This is a genomic window from Thermoplasmata archaeon, from assembly GCA_038851035.1.
In the GTDB taxonomy this organism is placed as follows: Archaea; Thermoplasmatota; DTKX01; order VGTL01; family VGTL01; genus JAWCLH01.
Map to the genome: position 1 here is coordinate 17,137 of JAWCLH010000009.1, position 23,030 is coordinate 40,166.

Below are 23,030 nucleotides of genomic sequence, written 5' to 3' on the forward strand. Positions count from 1 at the left end.
GACGCCCGATAGTTAAATATTCCTCTAAAGTGATTGAGTCGACAATGGATACCGCCACATGGGATATGTTACTGCTCGCCACGGGCTGGGGCATTGTGGCCGCCGGCCTCGCCTGCATATTCTATATTGCATGGGCGGCGCACAGGAACAGCAGGCGTCTCCAGGAAGCCTGGGCCAGGCACAAGAAGCTCCTCCACCGCGAGTGGCTGGCGCGCATGCGCCACAGGGACTTCGAGGCCTTCTGCATCGAGGTGAATAATATAAGGGTTGAGAGGGGCCAGCAGCCGATACCGGAGGAGCTGCTGAGGAAGGTCCAGTACAACCTGATGTACTCGATAGACGAGGATTGAGGGGTGAGCGGTGTGGACAGAATCGCTGGGGGTCTCGCCGTGGCGGGGGGGGCGATGCTCGTCATCGGCGGCTTCTCCGGCTGGAGACAGCTCGAGCGCGTCCGGGAGCTGGTAGAGACATACATGGCGGAGAGCGACATGAAGGAGACGGTGGTTACTGTCCTCAATATTCTGATATTCTTCGCCATGCTCGGTGGGGTCTCGGTGATTCTCGGCGGGGTGCTGGTTTACAAGGGCTTCAAAATTGTAGGGAGGGCTCTCATCGTGCTCGGGGCCGGCGTGGGCATCATGGGCCTTGTGATTAATGGGGTCGCCGCCTACGTTGCGGGCCGATGGGACGCGTTTGTCGCTTCAAATATGACCATGACGGGGGCTGGTCTGGTCCTGTCTGCGGTTGCGAGGTGGCTTGCTTGAGCGCAACAGGAGAGAGAAAAGGGAGTGAAGCCCGGCGCACGGGGAAAGAGCGGAAGGGAGCGGAGAGCGCAAGCGTGATAAACATCGCTAAGCCCCTGCTCGGCGAGGAGGAGAAGAGGGCCGTGCTGGAGGTGATGGGCTCAGGGAAGCTCGCCCAGGGGGAGAGGGTGGAGCAGTTTGAGAAGGCCTTCGCGTCGTATATCGGGACAAAGCACGCTGTCGCCGTCGGCAATGGGACGATAGCGATTCATCTCGCTCTACTTGCGCACGGAATAGGAAACGGGGCTGAGGTGGTGACCACCCCATTCACGTTCATAGGGACCGTCACCCCGATAACATTCTGCGGCGCTAGGCCGGTCTTCGCCGACATAGATCCTCGGACCTTCAATATCTTACCTAATGATATCTCTAAAGCGCTGACGGATAGGACAAAGGCCATCCTACCCGTACATCTCTTCGGCCTCCCGGCCGATATGGATGAAATTCTCGAGCTGGCTGAGAGAAGAGGAATTCCGGTCATCGAAGACGCCTGCCAAGCCCATGGGGCCCTCTACAAAGGAAAAAGGGTCGGCTCGCTGGGCAGCTGCGCCTGCTTCAGCTTCTATCCGACAAAGAACATGACCACGGGCGAGGGGGGCATGGTGACCACCAACGACGATGAGCTTGCGTCGAAGATAAGGCTACTGAGGGACCACGGACAGAAGAGCCGCTACGAGCACGTCGTCATCGGCTACAATTTCAGGATGAACGACATCTCCGCCGCCATCGGCATCGAGCAGCTGAAGAAACTCGAGGGCTTCAACGCAAAGAGGAGGGCCAATGCCTCCGTGCTCGACCGGGGCCTCCAGGGCATCCAGGGCGTCGTTACCCCCCACGTCCCGGAAGGGCTGACCCATGTCTACCACCAGTATACCATCCGGGCGCGGCTGAGGGACGCCCTCAAGGATTATCTTGAAAAAAATGGAATAAAGAGCGGGGTCTACTATCCGAGGCCGGTGACCGACAACCCACCCCTCAGGCCCTTCGCCACCCGTCCCACCCCGAATGCCAAGCGCGCCTGCAGGGAGGTCCTGAGCCTTCCCGTCCATCCGGCGCTCGCCGAGGAGGATCTAGCGAGAATAGTGAATACCATCGCATCATTTTACATCGGAAAGTGATGGGCTGAGGGGGGCCTACCTGAGCTACTCCATGGCCCCAGATCCCTTGAGAAGCTGGCGCAGCGAGCGAATTTTCATTCTGTGGAAGCCCTCGAATATCCCCAGCAGGAGGAGACTCTGGTATCCAATGACAGAGAAGACAGTGACAGCGGATTTCTCTAGCCTCAGGCAGAACATGCCCAGGACGCCGATGGCGAGACTCAGGGCCCACCCTGCCGCCGCGGCCGCACCCCACGAGGCCCCCTTCTCACGGCCCATGCCGAGGATATAGCCCGCTCCGGTGGTGAGGACAAAGCTGACCACCGCCAGAAAGTAAATCGCCGGGGACCCATGATAAAGAATTGCCTCCGCCAGTCCCCCGAGCGCAAGAAGGCCGCCGACCGCCGTGCAGAGGCAGATGTACATAGTTACCTCGAGACCGACGACCATCGCCATGTACATTCCCACGAAGCCGCTGAGCACGAGTCCTATGAGGATGCTACCAGGTAGGTCGATGGTCTGGCCGAGGAGAGCCATCAGCACCATAGGTACGAATATGACGAGCTCGTAGAGAAGAAGCTCGAACCCCGTGGGCGTTCTCAGCTCAAGCACTGAGGGTCCGAGCACAGGGCCCTCTGTTCCGTTTAGTGCCCTGACAATCATCTTAAGAAAGTACCAGTTGAGGACCATCGGGGCCGCAAAGGTGATGGCGAACAGGATGAACAGTATCAGTGTGAGGAGCTCGGTGCTGAGCGTGGGGGATCCCCGCGGACGGCATTGTCGGGCGATATAAAGGCTTTTTCCGGTCTCAACCAGACCGGCTATGGCCCCCGGGGTGCTTCGACCGCCTCCACACAATCCAGAAGGACCCAGACGCCGAGACCGAAACTGCGGACATGCCCTTCAACTCGCCCGGCTTCATGGATGAACCCGAGAAATATGAAGAAAGCGAGCGAGCCAACTGCCAAAGCGCACCTATGGCGACCGGTCAGCGTCCCGGCGCGCCCCGGCGGGGAGCAGGGCCTAGAAGACCAGAAAGACCCCCATCGCCGCCAGAAAAGCGGCCGCGGGGACGAAATAGGGCCCGGCGTAGAGTAAAATAAAAGATGAGGCTCCAGAAGGCCCCGTATGCGAAAAGGCTATCCGGGAGGGGGCTGAATTTGTCCGTAATGGAGCTGCGGCTCTGGGCGGCGGACGCTGCTCTTGCCAAAGCTCCTCACCCGCATCAGATGGAAAACCCCGCAACAACGCATGACAGGGCGATAAGAAGCAAGTCAGCGAGAAGAAACGGGACATAATTCGGCGCCGGTAGCCTGTAGGGTGGGAAGAGAGGAAAGCACATCCCCCCACGACCCCTCAACGAAGCTAATAATAAAGAACAGGAGGACCTGAGCCCTCCTCCTCATCCAGGTCTCCTGGACCCTCTTGGGGTAGAGAATCTTGACCAGCACGAGCCGCACGGTGATGTTGAAAACTGAGTGATATGCCTTCAGCCCGATGGAATTAACATAGTTCATCCCGGCGGGCTATAGCTCCCTGGAACGCCGATGTCAATTCAGCGCGGGTGGAAGAGGCTCTCGTATGTGAGAGCCTCCTCGGTTATGCCTTAGGCTCAGCCGAGTAGGATGAGCGATGGGAGCCCCATTCCCCACCGGACAACGGCGTCTCGCCACAGGAGCGCGCCAGTTCTGTACATTCCAGCAAGAAGGAGGAAATAAAGGGGGTTAAAGAACTCGAGGTGGGAGAGATGCTGGAGAGGCATTTACCGATGAACGTCGAGAGAAGGAGGAACGCCAGCACCGGCCTGTCTCGTGCCTCAAGGGCCATCGAAATGATGTGGTTGTTTATAATTTGGAGGGGCAAGCGCCCCCTCGCTACGCTCGGGGGCGCACTCTGGAATTTGGTAGCGGGGAGTAGATTTGAACTACTGATCTACGGGTTATGAGCCCGTCGGGATTTCCTGGCTACCCTACCCCGCTATTCAGACAGACCCTTATAACACGCTCCGGGATAAAAGGATTGCTGATGGACGGAGCCGGTGATTGAGTAGGGGTTATGAGCCCGTCGGGACATTGGTCTGATAGAAATTTAATAATAACCGTACGCCGTTCGAGGCTGGCGGAGGGAGCGATGTGGCGAGCGGGATCGGGTATGGTAAAGTAATTCTGTTCGGAGAGCACTTCGTAGTGTACGGCCTTCCGGCCATCGCTTCGGCGATATCCGACACCACAGTGGCCGAGGCCACGCTCGCGCGAGGAGCCGGCGGCCTCGAGGCGGGACCCGAGACCTTCGTTCTCGAGGGCGACGGCTGGACGCTCTACGACAACAGGCCCGAGACGCCTGGGTACAAAAAGGAGAAGGCGGCCGAGCAGAGGAGGGCGGTGGAGCTGATTCTCTCCCACCTCGGAATAGACACCAGAAAGAACCCCGTGAATCTCGCGCTCGGTGGAGCCCTAAAGGCCGCCAGCGGCGTTGGTGCTTCGGCCGCCGCCTGCGCAGCCATCGCGCGCGCCCTCTCCTCCCTTTTCGATCTAGGCCTCACCGATGAGGAAATCAACCGGGCGGCCCATGAGGGAGAGAAGGGCTTTCACGGCACGCCCTCCGGAATCGACGACACCGCTGCCACATACGGGGGCCTCTTCCTCTTTAAGAAGGAGCAACCGACCAACCATATCGAAATGATTCGCCTCAGGAGGCCTCTTGAAATCGTGCTCGGGAACACGGGCATCACTTCGAGCACAAAGGCCGTGGTCGAGGAGGTCAGGAGGAGGCGAGAGGCCGCGCCGGAGAAATTCTCCAGAATATTCAGCGAGGCCGAGGCCCTCGCTCTCGAGGCAAAAGAGGCCCTAGAGAGAGGAGACGTCGGGAGGGTCGGGACGCTGATGACGCGCAACCACGAGCTCCTGAGGGAGCTCGGGGTTTCATGCGAGGAGCTAGAGAGGCTTGTGGAGCTTGCAATTCGGGCGGGCGCTCCGGGGGCCAAACTGACCGGAACCGGAAGGGGAGGCCTCATGGTCGCTCTCACGCCGGGCGTGGACCTGCAGGAGAGGGTGGCCAGAGCCATCGAGAATGCCGGGTTCACGGCGCTCAGGACTAGAATCGGGTGCTGAGGAGGGTTGGAAATGGAGCTGAGGGAGTTTCTGAAACTGCTCGAAAGTAAGGGAATGCTTACGCGGATAAAGAGGGAGGTCGACACGGTCTACGAAGCCGCGACATTGATAAAAATGCTCGATGGAAGGCCGCTCTATTTCGAGAGAGTGAAAGGACACAAGATGCCAGTGGTCTCGAACATCTGCGCCACGAGAGAGCTGGTCTGTTTGGGGCTCGGGATCCGGCGCGAGGAGCTGATAACGCGGCTGGCGGAGGCGATAGACCATCCAAAGCCCCCCGCGGTCGAGAACACGACCGACTACACGGACATCGGGACAGACCTCACCCGCCTCCCGATTCTGACCTACTATCCTTTCGACGGCGGGCCCTACATCGCCTCTGGCATCGCGATTGCACGCGACCCGGAGTACGGCCTAAACGCATCCTACCATAGGGCAATGATGTTCAGGGAAAACGGGGAGCTGGTAAAGGACAAACTCGTTCTGAGAATTCTGCAGAGGGATTTCGACGCCTATATTAAAAGGGGGCTGAGGGAGTTCGCCTTCTGCATAGGCAACTCCATTCCGGTGCTCGTGGGCGCAGCGATATCGGCGCCGATAAATGTCGACGAGATGGCGATCGCGAACGCCCTCTCCGAGACGAGGCTCTACCGCGTGGGCGGGCACACGGTCCCCGGCTCAGAGATAGTCATTATAATGGAGTTCACGGGCGAGATGCACGACGAGGGCCCGTTCGTTGACCTGACGGAGACCGTGGACATTGTCAGAAAACAGAGGGTCGCAAGAGTGAGGCACATATTCGTCAGGAAGGACCCCATATTCCATGCGCTCCTGCCCGGAGGGCTGGAGCACAAGGTGCTGATGGGAATGCCCAGGGAGCCGACGATCTACCGTGAGGTTGCGAAGGTCTGTGAGGTGAAGGACGTGCTCATCACGCCCGGTGGAGCTTCATGGCTCCATGGGGTTGTGTCTATTCACAAGAAGAATCCTGATGACGGAATGAAGGCAATAGACGCCGCGTTCAGGGGCCATAGGTCGATGAAGCACGTCTTCATCGTGGATGACGATATCGACATCCACAACCCTCACGATGTCGAGTGGGCAATGGCGACGCGCTTCCAGGGCAAGAAGGGAATCAAGATGTTCGAGGATAAGGGCTCGTCCCTCGACCCATCCTCAGACATGGAGACCCAGATGACGACCAAGATAGGGTTTGACATGACGATACCGAGCGAGGACCCGTCGAAAAAGGGCCCGCGGAAGGAATTCAGAAGGCCCCCGCTGCCGATGAAGCTGAGGCTAGAGGACTATCTGGAGGGTTGAGGCGCGGGGGCGATAAGGAGGTGGGTGTGTGCAGCTTACCAAAGAAGAAGAGGCTGTTCTGAGGGGAGAGAGGGGCGAGGTCCCCCAGCGATGCCTGCGCCTGCTGGTCAGGCTCGGAGAGATATACGGAGCCGAGAGAATGATTCCTGTCGGGTCCGTTCAAGTCGCTGGGGTGTCCTACAAGTCTATTGGAGACCCTGGGAGGGACTTCCTCGAGGACTACGCGAGGCTGGGGGCGAGGGTCGTGGTGCCCACTTTCCTCAACCCGGCGGGAATGGACATTGAGCAGTGGCGGGAGCTGGGTTTCCCGCCCGCGTTCGCCGAGCAGCAGCTCAGAATCATGCGGGCATTCGAGTCAATGGGTATCGTGACGAGCGCTTCCTGCACGCCCTACCTCATCGGCATGCTCCCTCGGTTCGGCGAGCACATCGCCTGGTCGGAGTCATCGGCGGTTTCGTTCGCCAACTCCGTGATCGGCGCCCGGACCAATCGCGAGGGGGGACCCTCGGCCCTCGCGGCGGCGATATGTGGGGTCACGCCGGACTACGGCCTCCACCGCGAGGAGAACCGACAACCGCACTACCATGTGAGGGTCAGCGCGGAGCTGAGAACAGGCTCGGACTTTGGGGCGCTGGGCTGCTATGTCGGTAAAATCGTTAAGGACAGAATTCCATTCTTCACGGGGATTAAGTGGGCCGGCGTGGACGAGCTAAAGGCGCTCGGAGCTGCCATGGCGGCATCAGGCGCTGTGGCGCTCTACCATGTCGAGGGGATGACGCCAGAGGCCGGTGCGGTGAGGAGGGAGGGCTTGGAGGCCATCGACTTCGGCGAGAGAGAGCTCAGGGATACCTATGCGAAACTCGGCCCCTCGAAAGAGCCCGACCTTGTGGTCGTGGGCTGCCCCCACGCCTCGCTCAAAGAAATCGCTGAGGTCGCCCGGCTCGTCAGCGGAAGGCGTCTCAAGAAGCCGCTCTGGGTCTGCACTTCCCGGCTGATGAGGAGTGCCGCCGAGAGAATTGGCTATGTCTCGACCATCGAGAAGGCTGGGGGAAAGGTCGTCGCTGACACTTGCATGGTCGTGGCGCCCATTGAGGAGATGGGCTTCAGAGTGACTGGGGTCTGCTCCGGAAAGGCTGCGACCTATCTCCCCGGCCACTGCAAGCAGGCCGTGATGTTCGGGACGCTGGAAGAGCTCGTCGAGGCGGCGATGAAGTGATTCCAGACTGCAGCCGCGCGGGGAGGGCCGCCGCATTCTTTGACCTGGACGGCACGCTCATCAGGGGCCACATGATTCTCGACTTCCCCGACCATCTCCTCTCCGCCGGGCTTTTCGACCCGGAGATTCACAGGAAAATTAGGGAGATGAGGGAAGACCACCGCACGGGCAGGCTCCTGTACAGAAAGGTTGCGGAAGCGCTCCCCAGCCTCTACGCGGAGGGGCTGAGGGGCCGGAGAGTGAGCGACGTGAAGCTAGTAGCAGAGAGCTTCGTGGCTGGGCGAATGAAGGAGGTGTACGACTACTCCATGCCCCTCGTTGCCCTGATGGCGGATAGCGGGAGGCCGGGAGTGGCCCTCAGCGGCTCGCCGGTGGAGACCGTCCTTCCGATGGCGCGCAGACTAGGCATGGAGGCGGCCTTCGGGACGGAGCTGGAGGTCGGGGGTGGCCGCTACACGGGCAGGGTCCTGAGGAACATGATTCTGGGCGAGACGAAGCGCCCCGTTTATGAACAAATCGTTGAGCTGGACGGAATTGATGAGGCGAACTCCTTCGGGTTCGGGGACACTGAAGAGGATATCTCATTTCTCGAAAGGGTCGGGTGGCCCGTGGCCCTCAACCCCGCTCCCGGCCTCAGGGCGACAGCCTTAAGAAATGGCTGGACGATTCTCGCCCATGGAGAGGAGGTGGTGGCGAGGGTTGGAGAGCTCTTAAAGAGAGTAGAGGAGGGGCGCGAGGGAGCCGGGCTGAGCGGGGGAAGACTGTAGCCGTCAACAATGGAGGTGGAGCTGTTACAGAAATAGAGCAAGGGGTGAGGGCAGTGGCGCGCTTTCAGGGGAGGACGATAAGTCCGGGAAAGGCCGAGGGGGAGGCACTAGTTTCGAAGGAGCCCATCGGCTTCTATGGGGGAGTGGACCCGAAGACGGGGGTATTCATTGAGAAGGGGCACGAGCTCGAGGGGAAGAGCGTCAAAGGAAAAATTCTGGTATTCCCGAAGGGCAAGGGATCCACGGTTGGCTCATATGTCATCTATGGCCTGGCCGCCAACGGGGTCGCCCCCGCCGCAATTATTAACGCCGAGACGGAGACGATAGTAGCGACGGGCGTGATACTCGCGGGTCTGCCATGTGTCGACAGAGTACCGGTGGAGAACATAAGAACCGGTGACAGGGTCAGGGTAGACGCCGACACCGGAACGGTGGAGATTCTCTGAGGCTCCACCGGCCATGTCTCCACAAAGGGTCGCCCCAACACCCGCCGGGTTTTTGTCGCTCCATCCGGACCGCTCAAAAACGCGCTCAAAAAGGTAAATCGCTCAAAAAGGTAAATATATCGTGTTAGCGAATGAGCATCTGTCTGGAGGGAGGACGTTGACGAGGCCCCTGTGGTTTGTGGCTCTTATTCTGCTCACCACCCCCATTCCCATGCCCACATTGATAGGAGAGGGGGAAGGCGCATGCTCCGGAGGTAAGGTGGAGCCCTCTATGCCACCTGCGTCCAGCCTCGAGGGTGGCGCCATGGAGAGGGCGGACCCTGAGGTCTCGGGCGAGGGCCCCCACTCCCGAAGCGTAGCCTGGGAGATGCTCGCTCCCTCCTCCTACACGATAGACAGGGTGGTAATATCGGCGGGTAGGGCGAATCTCTCTCAGGTTCTTGAGAGCGTGGGCGAGAGTTGGAGCCAGCGAGCCCGCCTCGGCGACGGGGCGGAGAGGGAGGACTTCTCCGCCGCCTGGGACGATGCCAACAACCAGATGATCATCCACGGAGGCTACTACTTCGTCTCGGGCATGCAGGACGCAAGCTGGTTCCAGCCACTTTATACTTATTCTCCGGTGAGCAACACCTGGACTAATCGTGGGAATGCCAAACTCCCGGCGGGCAACGTCGGTGTCTGGGACGGCGCGGACGGCTGCTTCATCACCCACGGCGGGTACTACCTGAGCATGTGGGGCAATGCCTACTACAACCAAACCTGGGCCTGGTACCCGTCAATACAGGGGTGGAGCCGGCTCGCGGACGGGCCCACTCGCTTTCACCACTCCGCGGTCTGGGACCCCGTGGACGGCGTGATGATTATTTTCGGGGGTTTGGAGACGATAAGCGGCGCCCCCTACGGGGACCTCTGGGCGTTCAATATGAGCACCAATTCCTGGGCCCAGCTGAACCCCGGTGGGGTAACTCCTTCGGCACGCGCTTACCACACCGCGGTCTGGGACACCAACGGCAGTCGGATGCTGGTTTTCGGCGGCTACAACAACGGCCCCCTCTCTGACCTTTGGGCCTTCAACTATACGCAGATGCGCTGGACGCAGCTAGCGAGCGCGTCCTCGGCGCGCTACGGCCACTCCGCCTGCTGGAATTCCGACTTAGGTGTAATGACGGTCATTGGTGGCAAGGTTGGGGCGCAGGGCACAAACTCTAACGAGACACTGACCTACGACCCTTCTGCAAACGCGTGGGCCTCGAACGCAAACCTCCCAGCCGCGGGCCGATTCCGGCACGCCTGCGTGTACGACACTGCCAACCATCAGGTTATTCTGTATGGGGGCGGCACTGGCAGCGGGCAGGACGAGTTCTCAGACACATGGGCCTTTAGATACGGTCATCTGGAGCTCAGGTACGTCCCCCAGGGAACCATCCAGAGCCTTCCGTTCGACACCGGCCCCGATTTCCACAGCCTCAATAGAATTACATGGTACGGAGAGATTCCTCTGGGGACGAGCATAACTCTCCGGTTCCGGTCGAGTCAAACGAATGTGAACAGCTCATCCTTCACGGACATTGGAAACGGGAGCCGGCCGGTCCACCAAGGGCGCTTCGTCCAGTGGAATGCCACCCTCCACGCCTCCTCCGACAGGACAAAGACGCCTGAGCTGGGGGCAGTGGTTCTGGAGTATACGGTAAACAGTAAGCCAAGGGCGTTCCCGGGCGAGGACAGGCAGGCCTATAAAAGGACAGAGGTTGTTCTCAATGGGAGCGCGGTGGATCTCGATGGAGACCCGGTGACATATAAATGGAGTAGGGTCTCGGGGCCCGCGACGGCCCTCAACAATCCAGAAAGCCAGAGGGCCTCCTTCATCCCCACCAAGTCTGGAGCCTATGTGTTCTCTCTGGTCGTGAGCGACGGCTTCGCCGAAAGCCAACCCGCGACCGTAACGATAACCGTCCCGAACAGGCCGCCGAGGTGCGACGCCGGACCCAACCAAACGGGCTTCAAGAGGCAGCTCGTAACCTTCACAGCGACCGCCTCCGACGAGGACGGAGACCCCCTGAGCTACCTATGGACTCAGTCCTCGGGTCCACCCGCCATGCCCGCGGTCACCGACCAGCCCTTCCTCTCCTTCGTGCCGTTCACTATCGGCTGCTACACCTTCAGGCTGGAGGTGAGCGATGGAGAGGAGACGAGCGAACCCTCCTACGTGACGGCGGTCATCTCAGGAAAGACCCCCACCGCCCATCTGGAGGCCAGACCATCTCAGACCGGCCTGAACTCCGAAGTACTGTTCTCGGCGTCTAGGTCGAGGGACGAGGATGGCGACATCGTCGCGTGGCTCTTTGACTTCGGCGACGGAAACTCATCCGGGTGGATAAAGCATTCCTCCGTCAACCATACCTACACCGCGCCCGGCGAGTACAACGCCACGGTCAGGGTCCGGGACGACGATGGAATGGAATCAGGGTGCGCCACAGCCTGCGTGCGCGTGGAGAACAGGCCGCCCGTCGTTGACGCACAGGTCTACCCGCTCACCGGGAACACCTCGACCGTTTTCAGGTTCTCCGTGCCCGCCGGAACCACAATTGACCCTGACGGGACGATAGTGGCTTATGAGTGGGACTTCGGTGACGGAACAACCGCGAGCGGGAGCGCCCAGACCCATACTTATAGAAAGAAGGGAAACTACACCGTCGTCTTTACCGTGACCGACAACTTCGGCGCAAAGGCATCAGTCGAGCTTGAGGTCAGGGTCCTGAATAGGCCCCCTGTGGTTGTATCGTACTCGCCGGCGGAGAGGACTGTGTGCTACACAGGCGTCGGCCAGCTGTTCTCCGTAGCGATGTCGGATCCTGATGGGGACAGGCTTTTCTACGAGTGGTTCGTAAACGACGTCCCCCAGAGAGACAACGACAGCTCGATGGCCTTCACGCCCGAGAAAAAGGGGGTATACAAAATCCTTGTCAGGGTCAGCGACGGCGAAGCTGAGGCTCTCTACGGCTGGACGCTCGAGGTCAGGTCCAGACCCGCAATTGGGCAGGAGGGCAAGGTGGAACTGTTCTGGCCCGCGATTATTATCGTCCTCATCATCGCCGCGACCATTACGATATTTTTCCTGCGCAGGGGCAGGGAGGGTGAGACGGAGGCGATTCTCGAGGCCGAGCCGATCGAGTCCTACGAGGGCCCCCCGCCGCCCGAGGCCGAGCCAGCCGCACCTGCTGGGGGAGAGGTAGAGGGATACGAGAGCGGCGGGGCCGGGCTGACGCCGCCCCCAGCGCTTCCTGAAGAGAGGCTGAGCTACGCCCCCGACCCATACCAGCAGAAGGTCTGGAGCAGGCGCGGCCCCGAGTAGAGGGAACTGCACAATCTTTTTATCAACCGGAGCCATCATTGGACCATGAGCCCTGCGATGGTCAGGACACGGCGCAGGCAGGCAGCTCCGCGGGTAAGGACCGTGATGAGCATGGTGGTCCTCCTCGCAGGCACCATCGCGTGGTCTCCAATGCTCCAGGCAATTACTTTTAAACCCGCTCTTAACCCCGCCCGCAGCCCCTTGTCTGGCGCCCGCGATGACAACCCACCGGATGAGGTCAAAGTGATGGAGAGAGGCAGCGCTCGGACATGTCGCGCGATCCCGCTCCGGCTTCGCGCCGGCGAGTTCGACCCTCTGAAGGATGAGACGTTCATTCCCGGGAACCTGAAATCGAGCGGTGAGGACGGGTGCTTTATCGTCCAATTTGACGGACCTGTAAGGCAGGACTGGGTTGCCTGGCTTGAGGGGCGGTGTGGGGTGCTGGCTTATCTTCCCGATTTTGCGTTCGTGGTGCGCGCTCCGCCCTCCGTCGCGGACGGGCTGAGAACGCACCCGCATATCAGGTTCGTGGGACCGTTTCATCCCGCCTACAGGCTCCATCCGGAGCTGGCTCCGGACGGAAGGCTCCGGACCCTGAGCGTGCTTGCCTTTTCAGACTCGCTCCCCGGCCGGCTCGCACGCGAGCTCGAGTCGCTGGGAGCGGAGGTGGTGGGCGTGGAGGGCCCCGCGGTTTTCATACGCGCTCCAGATATCCTCTCCATTCAAATTGCGCGGTTACCAGACGTTCAGTGGGTCGAGGAGCTCCGGCCGGACGCTCCACATAACTATAAAACGTCGCTGATAACCTCCATTCGTTCCCCTACTGACGGCCCATACAACTTCAGTAGCGACTCGTGCCTGTGGAGCTACAACTCCTCATACGGAGGCTTCGAGGGCTACACGGGCGGCAACATGACGGTCGCCGTCTGCGACACGGGCGTCGACGGAACCCACCCCGCGTTCGAGGGAAGGAAGAAGCTCTTCTTCAGCTACACCGGTTCGGAGAACTGGACCGACACTGGCTGGCACGGAACGCACGTCTCCGGCACAGTGCTCGGGAGCGGGGCCTACAGGCCGGGCCACTCGGGGACTGCTGGCTACTACGGAGGAATGGCGCCGGGAGCGCAGCTCGTGGGTCAGGCCCGCTCCTTCTCAGGCGCCGGAGCCTACGCGACCTACTGCAGGGACGCATCACGCGGCAGCGCGCTTGTGCAGAGCAACAGCTGGGGTTCCTCGGGCGCTGACCACGGCGATTACGATAGCCGGGACGTAATCTACGACAGGAGTGTGAGGGATTCCGACCCCGACCGCGAGGGGAATCAGTCCCTTTGCATAGTTTTCTCCGCCGGAAACGACGGCCCCGGCAACGGGACCGTCCAGCCGCCCGCGACCGCTAAAAACGTCATCGCGGTCGGCGCAACGGACAAGGTCAACGGCACGACGGTGGCGTCCTTCAGCGCAAGGGGGCACTGCGACGACGGAAGAATCAAACCGGACCTCGTCGCGCCCGGAGTTTCTGTCGTCTCTACCAGTTCCAACGCTTCGTCGTCCTACATAACGGCCTCCGGGACGAGCATGGCCTGCCCGGTGGTCGCGGGCGCTGCCGTCGTTGTTTGCGAGCATTTCTGTGTCACCCGCGGTCTCCTCCCGAGCCCTGCGATGGTCAAAGCGGTTCTGATAAACGGCGCCGAGCCACTCGCAGACTACTCCTGGCCGGGCCCGGAGCAGGGCTGGGGGAGGCTCAACCTCTCCCGCGCCCTCCTCAATACCACAGCCCGCAAAATCTGGGTGGAGGACCAGCAGCACAAGCTCGCCACGGGCGAGAGCAGGGACTACCAGTTCAGGGTGGTTGGCGGGAGCGAACTCAGGGTAACGCTTGTTTGGAGCGACGTCCCGGGGACCGTTAACGCGAATTTTGCACTCGTCAACGATTTAAATTTGATTGTCTCCGCGCCCGATGGAACCACCTACATGGGCAATTCTTTCGCAGGCGGCTTCTCCGTCCCGGGCAACGGGAGCGATAACGTGAACAACATCGAGCAGGTAAGAATCGCGTCCCCTGCGGAGGGCTGGTGGGGAGTCAGGGTCAGCGGGGCGAACGTGCCATCCGGCGCCCAGGACTACGCTCTCGTGATTTCGGGCAAATTCGTTCACGTCTTCCCCGAGACGACGGACCTCTCGGTCCTGAACCTCTCCGCCTCTCCCGCGGAGCCGGAGGAGGGGGAAACGATACTGCTCAGCGCCGAGCTCTTCAACGCCGGCCCAGTGGCCCTTCCGGGGCTCAGGTATCGCTTCACGGTCGGGGGCGCGGGGGGACCAGAGGCGGCCACCATCGATGGAGGGCTTGGAGGGCTCAGGCCCGGCGAGACGGCCCCCGTCAGCGCCAGCTGGACCGCAACGAGAGGTCTGTGGATTGTCGCCATCGAGGCCGACCCCTTCGATGACATTCCCGAGCGCTCGGAGGACAACAACAGCCTCTCGGTGGAGCTCTTCGTCAGGGGCTATGGAGTGCGCCTTGAGACGGGCGCAGAGAGAATCGCTGTCGACCCTGGGGAAGAGGCGCTTTTAGAAGTGGGTGTCGTCAACACCGGCAACACTGCCGACACCTATTCCATATCGCTGGAGGGTCAGGTCCTTAATGGCTGGACAGCGAAGCTAAGCGATACCAGCGTGGTTGTTCCTCGATGCGAGACCCGCCAGGTGTGGCTGACCGTTGCACCCCCCACCTGGGCCGGGGCACTCGAGAGCTGCTCCCTGTGGGTTCGCTGCACCTCCACTGGCAACTCGAGCCACACGGCCTCGGTCCAGATCACGGTCGTGGTCAACCATCTCTTCGGCCTCAATCTGACGGCGGAGCGCTGGGAGGGCTTAGTAGACCCCGGAGCCTCCACGCTATATATCCTGCGTCTGGAGAACACCGGCAACGGACCTGACCAGTTCAACCTTTTCGCATCGGGCCCTACAAGGGGCTGGAGGGCCTCCCTCTTCCCCCGCTCCGCAGAGCTCGAGGCTGGCGGGTGGACCGACATCGCCCTGACAGTCTCCTCGCCGCCTTGGAGCCTAGCGGGGCAATGCTGCACGGTCGAGGTATCGGCGGTTGACGCGGCGGGCATTCGCTCGTCCCTCACCATAACAACGATGGTCCGGCCCCGGGCGGGACTAGAAGTCGAAGTGGTCAAGGGAATCGTGAGCGTCCGCGCGGGCGAGGTCGCCACGCTCGCCGCGAGGCTGAGCAACACCGGTAACTTTGAGGAGGAGTTCGATACCGATGCCCTCGCACCTCCCGGTCTGTCCGCACGCACGGAGCCTCCCATCGCCCGCCTTCGGCCCGGCGGGAGCGCGATCGTGCTCGTCAGGGTCAGTCTGACGGCATCCCATCCGCCGGGGGAGGTGGGAATCGCTGTGCGGGTCGCGCCACGCTCGGATGCCTCCATGGCGCGCTCGGTGAATATTACCCTCGCCATCCTCCAGCGCTACTGTGTCTGGTGCGATGCTGTGGAAAGGGAGAGGACGGTTGAGAGCGGGAGTGGAGTGGATTTCGTCCTGATAGTGACCAACACGGGCACCGGCCCCGACCTGATACGCCTCTCGCTGCCCGGGGCCCTTCCGGAGGGCTGGAAAGCCTCGCTGAGCCCTGCAGAGCTCGAGCTCCAGCCTGGCGAGAGCGCGGATGTTATTCTGTCGATGACCACTCCCGCCAGCCGGGGGAGCTCGCTCATCGCGATTCCAGTCCGGGCAATCTCCTCGGGAGACGGGCGTATCGCGTGCGAAACCGTCGTTCTGCTCCATGCCACTCCCATCACCGCGCCCGGGGCCCCGAAGCCGCCCTCGCCGCTGCCGCCCTCACCGGAGCCGCCCGCTCCTACGCCGGAACCCACGATTTCAACGGAGCGCTCGTCAATTGGCCTCGTGGCCGCTCTGGCTCTTGCTGCATTATTCTCCCTGCTTGTGTGCTCGGCGGCGCTATTCATGCGGCTGCGGAGAAGAAGGTGGGATTGATGGATGGCCCAGCGGAGCGGTGCGCGGGGCCGTAAATCGGGAGCGCTCAGTCGCGAATTCCGTCCCTGGTGACCGATATAACAGCCTCTCCCTCGGGCAGATTGGGGCTGTCCACTAGACGCGCGATGCGCTTGTCGCCCTTGCTTTTACGCATATAGATTCTGAAAGTGGCGGTGTGGCCGACGATGTGGCCCCCGATCGGCCTCGTCGGGTCGCCAAAGAATGTGTCGGGCTTGGCCTGGACCTGGTTCGTGACGAGCACGACCGCGTTGCTCATATCCGCGATTCTGAGCAGATTGTGCATGTGCGTGTTGAGCTTCTGCTGCCTGTCTGCGAGCGCGCCGCGGCCGACGTATTCGGCCCTGAAGTGCGCGGTCAGGGAGTCGACAACAATCAGCCTTATCGGGATGTCCTTGACGAGCTCCGCTATTTTCTCGACCAACAGCATCTGGTGGTGGGAGTTGAAGGCGCGGGCGACCCTGATGTTCTGGAGCGTCTCCTTCGGGTCCATGTCGTAGGCCTCGGCCATCTGGATAATCCTCTCGGGCCTGAAGGTGTTCTCGGTGTCTATCATTATCGCCTGCCCCTCGAGACCGCCATCTTTTTTAGGCCTCTGGACGTTGACGGCGAGCTGGTGCGCGATTTGAGTCTTGCCGCTCCCGAACTCGCCGTAGACCTCGCTGATTGCCTGCGTCTCGAACCCGCCCCCGAGCAAATCGTCCAGCGACTTGGCTCCGCTGGTCAACTTGCCGACGCCCTTTCTGCGCTCCAGAATAACATCGCCGGTCTCGAAACCGCCGATATCCGCCTCCTTTCGCGCGGCGTTGATGATTTTTATTGCCGTGGCCTCCCCTATCTCCGCCACTTCGACCAATTCTGCGGGCGAGGCTACTGCCAGCGCCATTAAGTCCCTGTAGCCCGCCTCCCTGAGCTTCTCGGCCGTCGTGGGGCCCACGCCGGGCAGGTCCTCTATGCTCTTCTCAGCCATCGCCGATCCCGTTCCAAAACCTGACTCGTACCATATAAATCTTGGCTGGTGGTGACCGAAAGTGGGGGCGTGTCGTGCCCCGCCCGGCCTGCAGCCAATCCCCGGGGCCCCAGACACGCCCTGCCGTTTTCACCATTACGTCCCCAAGAGACACCCGGGTCCGCGATCACAGAAAGGGCAGGGGGAACTATCGGGGCAGGGGCATGGGGAGAGCGCTTCTCGGCGCGGCTGAGGAGGACGCCCGCGCGCTGGGTGCGAGGGACATGGCTGCCCGGGGCATCTCGCTCCCACTTCCACACGCAGACCCCCCAAAATTTTAATTAAACCGCCCTCCATCGAGCCACCGGTGGTTCCGATGGAGGGGCAGAGGCTCAGGCTCGGGAGCACGGAGCTCATGGTCTCCGCGGTCTGCATCGGGACCTGGTCCTGGGGCTCGAGAATCGTCTGGGGATATGGGAGAGGCTATGGAGAGAGGGACATTTCCGAGGTCTACTCCGAGTGCCTGCGCAGCGGTCTCAACTTCTTCGACACCGCCGAGCTCTACGGTCTGGGCGCCTCGGAGAGGCTACTGGGCGAGTGCATCAGGAGGGAGGGGGGCGAGCCCGTCATCGCCACAAAATTCTCGCCCCTGTACCGGAGGAGGAAAAGCTCCGTCAGGAGGGCCCTCGTGGGGAGTCTCGGGAGGCTCGGGTTGAAGAGGGTCGGCCTCTACCAGGTCCACCAGTTCGACAGCCTGAGCCGGGTGCCCCGATGGATGGAGGCCCTCGCGGAGCTGAAGCGCGAGGGCCTTGTGAGCGGTGTCGGAGTCTCAAACTACTTCTCCGCAGAGATGGGCGTGGCGCTTGACGCGCTCGCGACACTCGGCGCGAGGCTCGACTCGAACCAGCTGCACTACAGCCTTCTCTACAGAAAGCACGAGCGGGGTGGTCTGCTGAAAATGTGCAGGGAGCGAGGGGTGACCGTGCTCGCCTACATGCCCCTGTGCTGGGGCGTTCTTGCCGGGAAGTACGGCCCGGACAGACTCCCCCGCAACCCTATTCGAAGGCTGGTGGTCAGCCGGAAGCTTCTGGAGCGCGCGGCCCCCCTGCTTGACGCCATGAAGAGAATGGCGGAGGGGAGGGGGGCAACGATGGCCCAGCTCGCCATAAACTGGGTCAGGGCGAAGGGAGCGATACCGATTGTGGGTGTCAAGAACCTGCGCCAGCTAGTGGACGTGAAGGGCGCCCTGCAGTGGAATCTGACGAGGAGCGAGCTCGACGAGCTGGATGAGGCCTCGGACGCGCTGGGCGAGGAGCCTCTCAGGACATTCTGGAGGTCCTGACGGCTCCTTCGCAATGTTCTTATCCTGGCCGCCTGATGCGTCCTACGTGAGGTTTAGAAATGGCGCGGGCCCGAGGCAGCGGTGGAGAGAGCGGTCAGTGCGTTGGCGCCGCGAGACCTGCTTCCTGTGTGGCTCCTGCGAAGCACTCTGCGCGCTAGGGGCGCTGACTGTGCACGAGACTTTTCTCGAGGTGGACACTGGTAGATGCACGGGCTGCGGCATTTGCGTCCGTGGCTGCCCATCGGGCGCACTCGTGATTGTGGAGAGAGAGGCGGAGAGAAGGCCGTGCCCTCCCGGGACTGCCCAGAAAAGCGTGGCGGCGGCATCGGGCCCGAGTCAGGTGCGGTCTCCTGAGGGGGCATTCGCCTCCAAGCTCTCAGGGAGGGGCCGGCCCGGTCCTGCCGGGGGGGATTTGCATTGAAGCTCTCGGAGCTGGGCGAGAGGAGGGTGGTCAGGGACATACTCCGCCTCCTCGGTGTGGGTCCCACCGGGGAGGGTCGAGGCCACCGCCGGAGCCACGCGCGGCCCAGTGGGGTCGTCTTCGGAGCGCCCGGCGACGACTGCGCATTTATCGAGTGGGGAGGAGCCTTCCTGCTCGCGACGTCGGACGTCGTCTCCCCCCGCACCCACGTGCCCATGGAGGCTCCGTGGATATGGGGCTGGCACGCGGCGGCAGTCAACCTGAGCGACATCGCGGCCAAGGGCGGCGAGCCGCTAGGCGTTCTCATGTCCCTCCTCTTGCCTCCTGGGACGAAGGAGAACGTGGCCCTCGAAATAATGAGGGGAGCGAGGGATTGCTGCGCGCGGTTCGGCACCGTCATTCTCGGCGGTGACACGAAAGAGGGCGCTGAGGTCGCGATATCGGGGACAGCCATCGGGAGAGTCCCCCGGGGAATGCTTATGCCGAGGGGCGGGGCAAGGCCCGGCGACCTGCTCGCGGTGACCGGGGTTCTCGGGGAGGCCGCGGTGGGGTATCTTTTTCTGAGGGGAGATACAGGGCGGGGAGTCCCAGCAAAGGATTTGGCGGGTGGAGGGGACGTAGGGGCGCGGGGAGCGGAATCGACCGGAGATGTGGTTGCGACGGGAGGGGCGAAAGAAATTCGGAGGATACTCGGCTCGAGATTCGGCTCTGGTTGGCTCAAGCGTTTGCGGCTTTCCCGGGCCTCTCGTGGTCCTTCCTCGCTTAAGGAGCAGGCACTCCTCCGCTTTCTCGCTCCCGTTCCGAGGCTCGAGGAGGGCAGGGCCGCGGCCCGGACTAGGAAGGTCCATGCCTGCACCGATATCTCCGACGGCCTTTCAGCGTCAGTGCACCAGCTCTGCGAGGCGAGCGGCACGGGCGCGGTTATCGAGCTGGAGCGCCTGCCGGTCGCTCCCGTGCTCTATAAAATCTGCTTGGGGCGTGCTTCCGGCTGTCATTCCGGGAAATCCGCCGGCTCCCGCGCGCGACAGACGACCCGGAGGCTGCGATTCTCCCTGACGATGTCTCCGGAGGAGCTCGCCCTCAACTTTGGCGGCGACTACGAGCTCTTAATGGCGCTCCCGCCCGGGGAATGGGAGCGTGTCCGGAGAGCCATCCTCCGGACCGGCACCCAGATAACCATGGTCGGAAAAGTCACCGGCGGCCGGAGGGTTCTACTCCTCGACCGGGGCCGCGTCAGGCCCATGGGGTACGGCGGATGGGAGCACTTCGTGACGCGGGTGGAATGAGGGATTAGGAGTGGGTGTGGAGACGCGGGTGGGAAGGGCCAAGTGATGGAGGTAAGGCACGGCAAGGGACATCCGAGGACGAATCTGAGCCGGGGCTGTCAAATCTGGACTGAAGTGAGGTTACGGACATGAAATCAGGAGATACAGGGTCAGGGCCCGGAAGAAAGCGCGGGAGAAAGCGAGCGGTCGTTCTCCTGTCGGGCGGTATGGACTCGGCGACCGCTATGGCCGTTGCGAGGGCAAGGAACTACGAGCTCTTTGCGCTCACCGTGGACTATGGCCAGAGGCACGGGAGGGAGCTCCAAGCCGCGGCGAGCCTCGCCCGCTTCTTTAGGGCGAGGGAGCATAGGGTGATATCGTCAGGAATCGGAGGTCTCGGTGGCTCCGCCCTCACAGACATGAAACTCAGGGTGCCGGAGGGGAGAACGAGGCGGCAGGGGGAGATTCCTTCGACATATGTGCCCGCGCGCAACCTTGTCCTCCTGGCCTATGCGGTAGCATATGCTGAGAGGGTTGGGGCGGACGCGATATTTATCGGAGCGAACGTCGTGGACTACTCTGGCTATCCCGACTGCAGGCCTGAATTCCTTTCAGCCTTCGAGAGGGCGGCGCGCGCGGGAACAAAGATGGGGGCGAGGGGACGAAGAATTCGTGTTGTGGCCCCGCTGCTCCGGATGTCCAAGGGGGATATCGTCAGAAAAGGAAATGAGCTGGGTGTTCCGTTTGAGTTGACCTGGAGTTGCTACAAAGGTGGGAGGAGGCCCTGTGGCCGTTGCGACGCGTGTCTTCTTCGAGCGAGAGGCTTCAGGGAAGCCGGAGTGATGGACCCGCTCTCGAGCCCCTCCGGCTCCGATGCGGATGGGGGGGCAGGGCAGCGCCGGGCTGGGCGCCGGATAAAAATTGGAGGGGGACGTGAGAGAAAGACGCGGGATGGATATCTGGACCGAACTCGAGAACGCGGGAGAGGGGTGAGGGGGGCGCATCGATGAGAATCTGCGAAATCTTTCACTCAATTCAGGGAGAAGGTGTGGACGCGGGGCTCCCGACCGTTTTTGTCCGGACTGTGGGCTGCAATCTTCGCTGTAGCTGGTGCGACACGAAGTATGCTTTTGACGGCGGGAGCGAGTGGGAACTTGACAGGATAATCCGACGCGTCGAAGCATTCAGATGCAATAGAGTGTGCCTGACAGGGGGCGAGCCGCTCCTCCAGCCGGACTCAAAGGAACTCGTTGCGCGCCTGCTGAGCTCTGGGCGGGAGGTGTCCGTAGAGACCAACGGCTCCCTCCCCGTGGGAGCTCTCCTCTCCCTGAGGGGCGCACCAGCTCTGAGAGTCTCGATGGACGTGAAGTGCCCGTCGTCGAGGATGCACAGGCGGATGAGGCTCGAGAACCTCGGCGAGCTTAGGGCCCGGGACCAAATAAAGTTCGTCGTGAGAGATAGGAGGGACTACCTCCATGCGCGCAGGGTGCTGAGGCAGCACCGGACGGAGGCGGCCGTGGTTTTCCAGCCCGTCTGGAGCTCAAGGCCCTCTAGGTTGGTCGGCTGGGTTCTCTCTGACGGGCTGGATGCTCGAGTGATGCCCCAGCTCCACAAGATCATCTGGGGCGGGGGGGCGAGGGGGAGGTAGGAGACGGCCGGTGATGCCTTTCAGTCACCCCAGGGGCACATTTGGGAGACGGTCGAGATGGGCAATGCATGTATATCCCCCCGTCCATAACCCCGCGTGTGGGGAGGTAGGGGCGTGAAGGAGAGAAAGATGGTTCTCGGGGCCAGGAATGCCCTGGAGGCTGTTCTCGAGGTAGGAAAGGGGTCCACCGTTCTGGTTGTGACGGACAGACCCAAGCTTTCGATCGGAAGGGCCTTTGAAGAGGGGGCGAGGGGACTCGGCGCGGAGGTCCAGAGGTACCTTCTCCCCGAGAAGAGGCCGATGGTCGAGCTGCCCGCTGAGCTCGGGGAGCTCGTGGATTCCTATAAAGGAAGGGCGGAGAGGCATGTTTTCATCAATGCTTTCTCCGGTATCGCGGAGGAGACTCCCGTCAGGATAGCGCTCATCAAGAGGGAAATCGCGACGGGAGCTAGAGTGGGTCACGCGCCCGGAATCACAGAGGAAATGATGACTGAGGGCCCGATGAGCGTGGACTACAGGGCAATAGCAAACCAGGCATTCGCCCTGATAGAGCGCTTCAGAGGGGCGGAGGAGGTCCGCATCACCGCTCCGTCCGGCACGGACATCGCCCTGCGCATCGAGGGCCGGCCATTCGAGACGGACCTGCTTATTAAGAACGGCGCGATGGGGAACCTCCCCGCGGGCGAGATATGGTGCGCACCCATCGAGGAATCCGGAGAGGGTGTCGTCGTGTGCGACGGCTCGATAGGGGACCTTGGACCAGTCCCCAAGCCCCTCAGAATCTCGGTCAGGAGGGGCAGGATTGAGGAGGTCGAGGGCGGGTCGGGGAAGCTTCTCGACAGGCTCAGGGAGCTGCTAAACGTCGACGTGATGGCCGGTGTCGTCGGGGAGCTGGGAATCGGCCTCAACCCAGGGGCGAGAATCACGGGCAACCTCCTCGAGGACGAGAAGGCCGGTGGCACGGCCCACATTGCTTTCGGCAACAACACGGAGATGCCGGGCGGGAGAAACAACTCGAAGACGCACCGGGACTTCCTATTCCACAGGCCGACTATTGAAGTTGTGTTCGGTGGCGGGACCAGAAGGACGTTGTTGAATGACGGGAGACTCACTTGAGCGGTCATGGCGCGCCTCGCCACAATGATGGATGCATTTAATGTTGTTGTTATGAACCGCAAAAACAACATGAGTCCGTGGAAAGGGAATGTGAGGACCTGGACTAGAGGTAATAGTCAGGGTCGTGACAGGCGCACGTCGCAGAGTCCGGAGGAAGC

19 protein-coding genes and 1 tRNA gene are annotated in these 23,030 nt (G+C 61.8%); 16 read left to right on the top strand and 4 right to left on the bottom strand.

The annotated features are described in order from the left end of the window. Nucleotides 1–44 precede the first annotated feature (44 nt). The 3 genes from QW379_04300 (at nucleotide 45) to QW379_04310 (ending at nucleotide 1,921) form a co-directional block, all read left to right on the top strand. Nucleotides 45–350, top strand: a complete 306-nt coding sequence (locus QW379_04300; protein ID MEM2869627.1) for a hypothetical protein — start codon at nucleotides 45–47, stop codon at nucleotides 348–350. Nucleotides 351–353: 3 nt separating this feature from the next. Next, complete coding sequence (locus QW379_04305; protein MEM2869628.1) at nucleotides 354–764, top strand: hypothetical protein; 411 nt, start codon at nucleotides 354–356, stop codon at nucleotides 762–764. Between the two features lie 74 nt (nucleotides 765–838). Then, the gene (locus QW379_04310; protein MEM2869629.1) at nucleotides 839–1,921 is read left to right on the top strand and encodes a DegT/DnrJ/EryC1/StrS aminotransferase family protein; all 1,083 of its coding nucleotides are present in this window, start codon (nucleotides 839–841) and stop codon (nucleotides 1,919–1,921) included. Between the two features lie 24 nt (nucleotides 1,922–1,945). Here QW379_04310 and QW379_04315 read toward each other — a convergent pair whose 3' ends face one another. From QW379_04315 to QW379_04325, 3 genes are all read right to left on the bottom strand, one after another. Then, nucleotides 1,946–2,590, bottom strand: coding sequence for a hypothetical protein (locus tag QW379_04315; GenBank protein ID MEM2869630.1), 645 nt, complete (start codon nucleotides 2,588–2,590; stop codon nucleotides 1,946–1,948). Between the two features lie 584 nt (nucleotides 2,591–3,174). After that, entirely contained in the window at nucleotides 3,175–3,417 is a 243-nt protein-coding gene (locus QW379_04320; protein ID MEM2869631.1) for a hypothetical protein, read from the bottom strand. Nucleotides 3,418–3,801: 384 nt separating this feature from the next. Further along, nucleotides 3,802–3,879: transfer RNA gene (locus QW379_04325), tRNA-Met, on the bottom strand. Between the two features lie 153 nt (nucleotides 3,880–4,032). Between QW379_04325 and mvk the strand changes: the two genes are divergently transcribed. The 7 genes from mvk to QW379_04360 all read left to right on the top strand — a co-directional run bounded on the left by mvk (nucleotide 4,033) and on the right by QW379_04360 (nucleotide 16,113). Beyond that, nucleotides 4,033–5,010, top strand: a complete 978-nt coding sequence (gene mvk / locus QW379_04330) for a mevalonate kinase (GenBank protein MEM2869632.1) — start codon at nucleotides 4,033–4,035, stop codon at nucleotides 5,008–5,010. 12 nt (nucleotides 5,011–5,022) lie between these two features. Further along, nucleotides 5,023–6,333, top strand: a complete 1,311-nt coding sequence (locus QW379_04335) for a UbiD family decarboxylase (GenBank protein MEM2869633.1) — start codon at nucleotides 5,023–5,025, stop codon at nucleotides 6,331–6,333. A gap of 28 nt (nucleotides 6,334–6,361) precedes the next feature. Beyond that, a complete protein-coding gene (locus tag QW379_04340) occupies nucleotides 6,362–7,549 on the top strand; it encodes an aconitase X catalytic domain-containing protein (protein ID MEM2869634.1) in 1,188 nt (395 codons plus the stop codon). Next, complete coding sequence (locus tag QW379_04345; GenBank protein MEM2869635.1) at nucleotides 7,546–8,316, top strand: HAD-IB family hydrolase; 771 nt, start codon at nucleotides 7,546–7,548, stop codon at nucleotides 8,314–8,316. Before QW379_04340 ends, QW379_04345 begins: the two co-directional genes overlap by 4 nt. Before the next feature lie 53 nt (nucleotides 8,317–8,369). After that, nucleotides 8,370–8,762 (top strand): DUF126 domain-containing protein, encoded by a 393-nt coding sequence (locus QW379_04350; GenBank protein MEM2869636.1) that lies wholly within the window; start codon nucleotides 8,370–8,372, stop codon nucleotides 8,760–8,762. 157 nt (nucleotides 8,763–8,919) lie between these two features. Then, entirely contained in the window at nucleotides 8,920–12,114 is a 3,195-nt protein-coding gene (locus tag QW379_04355; protein MEM2869637.1) for a PKD domain-containing protein, read from the top strand. Between the two features lie 45 nt (nucleotides 12,115–12,159). After that, complete coding sequence (locus tag QW379_04360) at nucleotides 12,160–16,113, top strand: S8 family serine peptidase (GenBank protein MEM2869638.1); 3,954 nt, start codon at nucleotides 12,160–12,162, stop codon at nucleotides 16,111–16,113. Between the two features lie 46 nt (nucleotides 16,114–16,159). Here the strand turns inward: QW379_04360 and radA are convergent, their stop codons facing one another. Beyond that, on the bottom strand, nucleotides 16,160–17,101 hold the full coding sequence (gene radA / locus QW379_04365) for a DNA repair and recombination protein RadA (GenBank protein MEM2869639.1): 942 nt from the start codon (nucleotides 17,099–17,101) through the stop codon (nucleotides 16,160–16,162). A gap of 355 nt (nucleotides 17,102–17,456) precedes the next feature. On the opposite strand from radA, the gene QW379_04370 reads away from it, so the two are divergent. The 6 genes from QW379_04370 to QW379_04395 all read left to right on the top strand — a co-directional run bounded on the left by QW379_04370 (nucleotide 17,457) and on the right by QW379_04395 (nucleotide 22,872). Further along, complete coding sequence (locus QW379_04370) at nucleotides 17,457–18,422, top strand: aldo/keto reductase (GenBank protein ID MEM2869640.1); 966 nt, start codon at nucleotides 17,457–17,459, stop codon at nucleotides 18,420–18,422. A 46-nt stretch (nucleotides 18,423–18,468) separates the two neighbouring features. Beyond that, complete coding sequence (locus QW379_04375) at nucleotides 18,469–18,843, top strand: 4Fe-4S binding protein (protein MEM2869641.1); 375 nt, start codon at nucleotides 18,469–18,471, stop codon at nucleotides 18,841–18,843. Beyond that, nucleotides 18,840–20,129 carry a thiamine-phosphate kinase gene (locus QW379_04380; GenBank protein ID MEM2869642.1) on the top strand — a complete coding sequence of 430 codons (1,290 nt, stop codon included), beginning with the start codon at nucleotides 18,840–18,842 and terminating at the stop codon, nucleotides 20,127–20,129. The genes QW379_04375 and QW379_04380 overlap by 4 nt, the downstream gene beginning before the upstream one ends. A 128-nt stretch (nucleotides 20,130–20,257) precedes the next feature. Then, nucleotides 20,258–21,118 carry a 7-cyano-7-deazaguanine synthase QueC gene (queC, locus tag QW379_04385; GenBank protein ID MEM2869643.1) on the top strand — a complete coding sequence of 287 codons (861 nt, stop codon included), beginning with the start codon at nucleotides 20,258–20,260 and terminating at the stop codon, nucleotides 21,116–21,118. Beyond that, on the top strand, nucleotides 21,115–21,756 hold the full coding sequence (locus tag QW379_04390) for a radical SAM protein (GenBank protein MEM2869644.1): 642 nt from the start codon (nucleotides 21,115–21,117) through the stop codon (nucleotides 21,754–21,756). Before queC ends, QW379_04390 begins: the two co-directional genes overlap by 4 nt. A gap of 114 nt (nucleotides 21,757–21,870) precedes the next feature. Continuing rightward, nucleotides 21,871–22,872, top strand: a complete 1,002-nt coding sequence (locus QW379_04395) for an aminopeptidase (GenBank protein ID MEM2869645.1) — start codon at nucleotides 21,871–21,873, stop codon at nucleotides 22,870–22,872. The last annotated feature ends 158 nt before the right edge of the window (nucleotides 22,873–23,030 follow it).

What these genes read in the sequence shown, in the direction of transcription:
- QW379_04320 (MEM2869631.1), bottom strand. Translation starts at nt 3,417, where the DNA reads ATGAACTATGTTAATTCCATCGGGCTGAAGGCATATCACTCAGTTTTC.
- queC (MEM2869643.1), top strand. Translation starts at nt 20,258, where the DNA reads ATGAAATCAGGAGATACAGGGTCAGGGCCCGGAAGAAAGCGCGGGAGA.
- QW379_04370 (MEM2869640.1), top strand. Translation starts at nt 17,457, where the DNA reads ATGGAGGGGCAGAGGCTCAGGCTCGGGAGCACGGAGCTCATGGTCTCC.
- QW379_04360 (MEM2869638.1), top strand. Translation starts at nt 12,160, where the DNA reads ATGAGCCCTGCGATGGTCAGGACACGGCGCAGGCAGGCAGCTCCGCGG.
- QW379_04315 (MEM2869630.1), bottom strand. Translation starts at nt 2,590, where the DNA reads ATGGTCCTCAACTGGTACTTTCTTAAGATGATTGTCAGGGCACTAAAC.
- QW379_04335 (MEM2869633.1), top strand. Translation starts at nt 5,023, where the DNA reads ATGGAGCTGAGGGAGTTTCTGAAACTGCTCGAAAGTAAGGGAATGCTT.
- QW379_04390 (MEM2869644.1), top strand. Translation starts at nt 21,115, where the DNA reads ATGAGAATCTGCGAAATCTTTCACTCAATTCAGGGAGAAGGTGTGGAC.
- radA (MEM2869639.1), bottom strand. Translation starts at nt 17,101, where the DNA reads ATGGCTGAGAAGAGCATAGAGGACCTGCCCGGCGTGGGCCCCACGACG.
- QW379_04300 (MEM2869627.1), top strand. Translation starts at nt 45, where the DNA reads ATGGATACCGCCACATGGGATATGTTACTGCTCGCCACGGGCTGGGGC.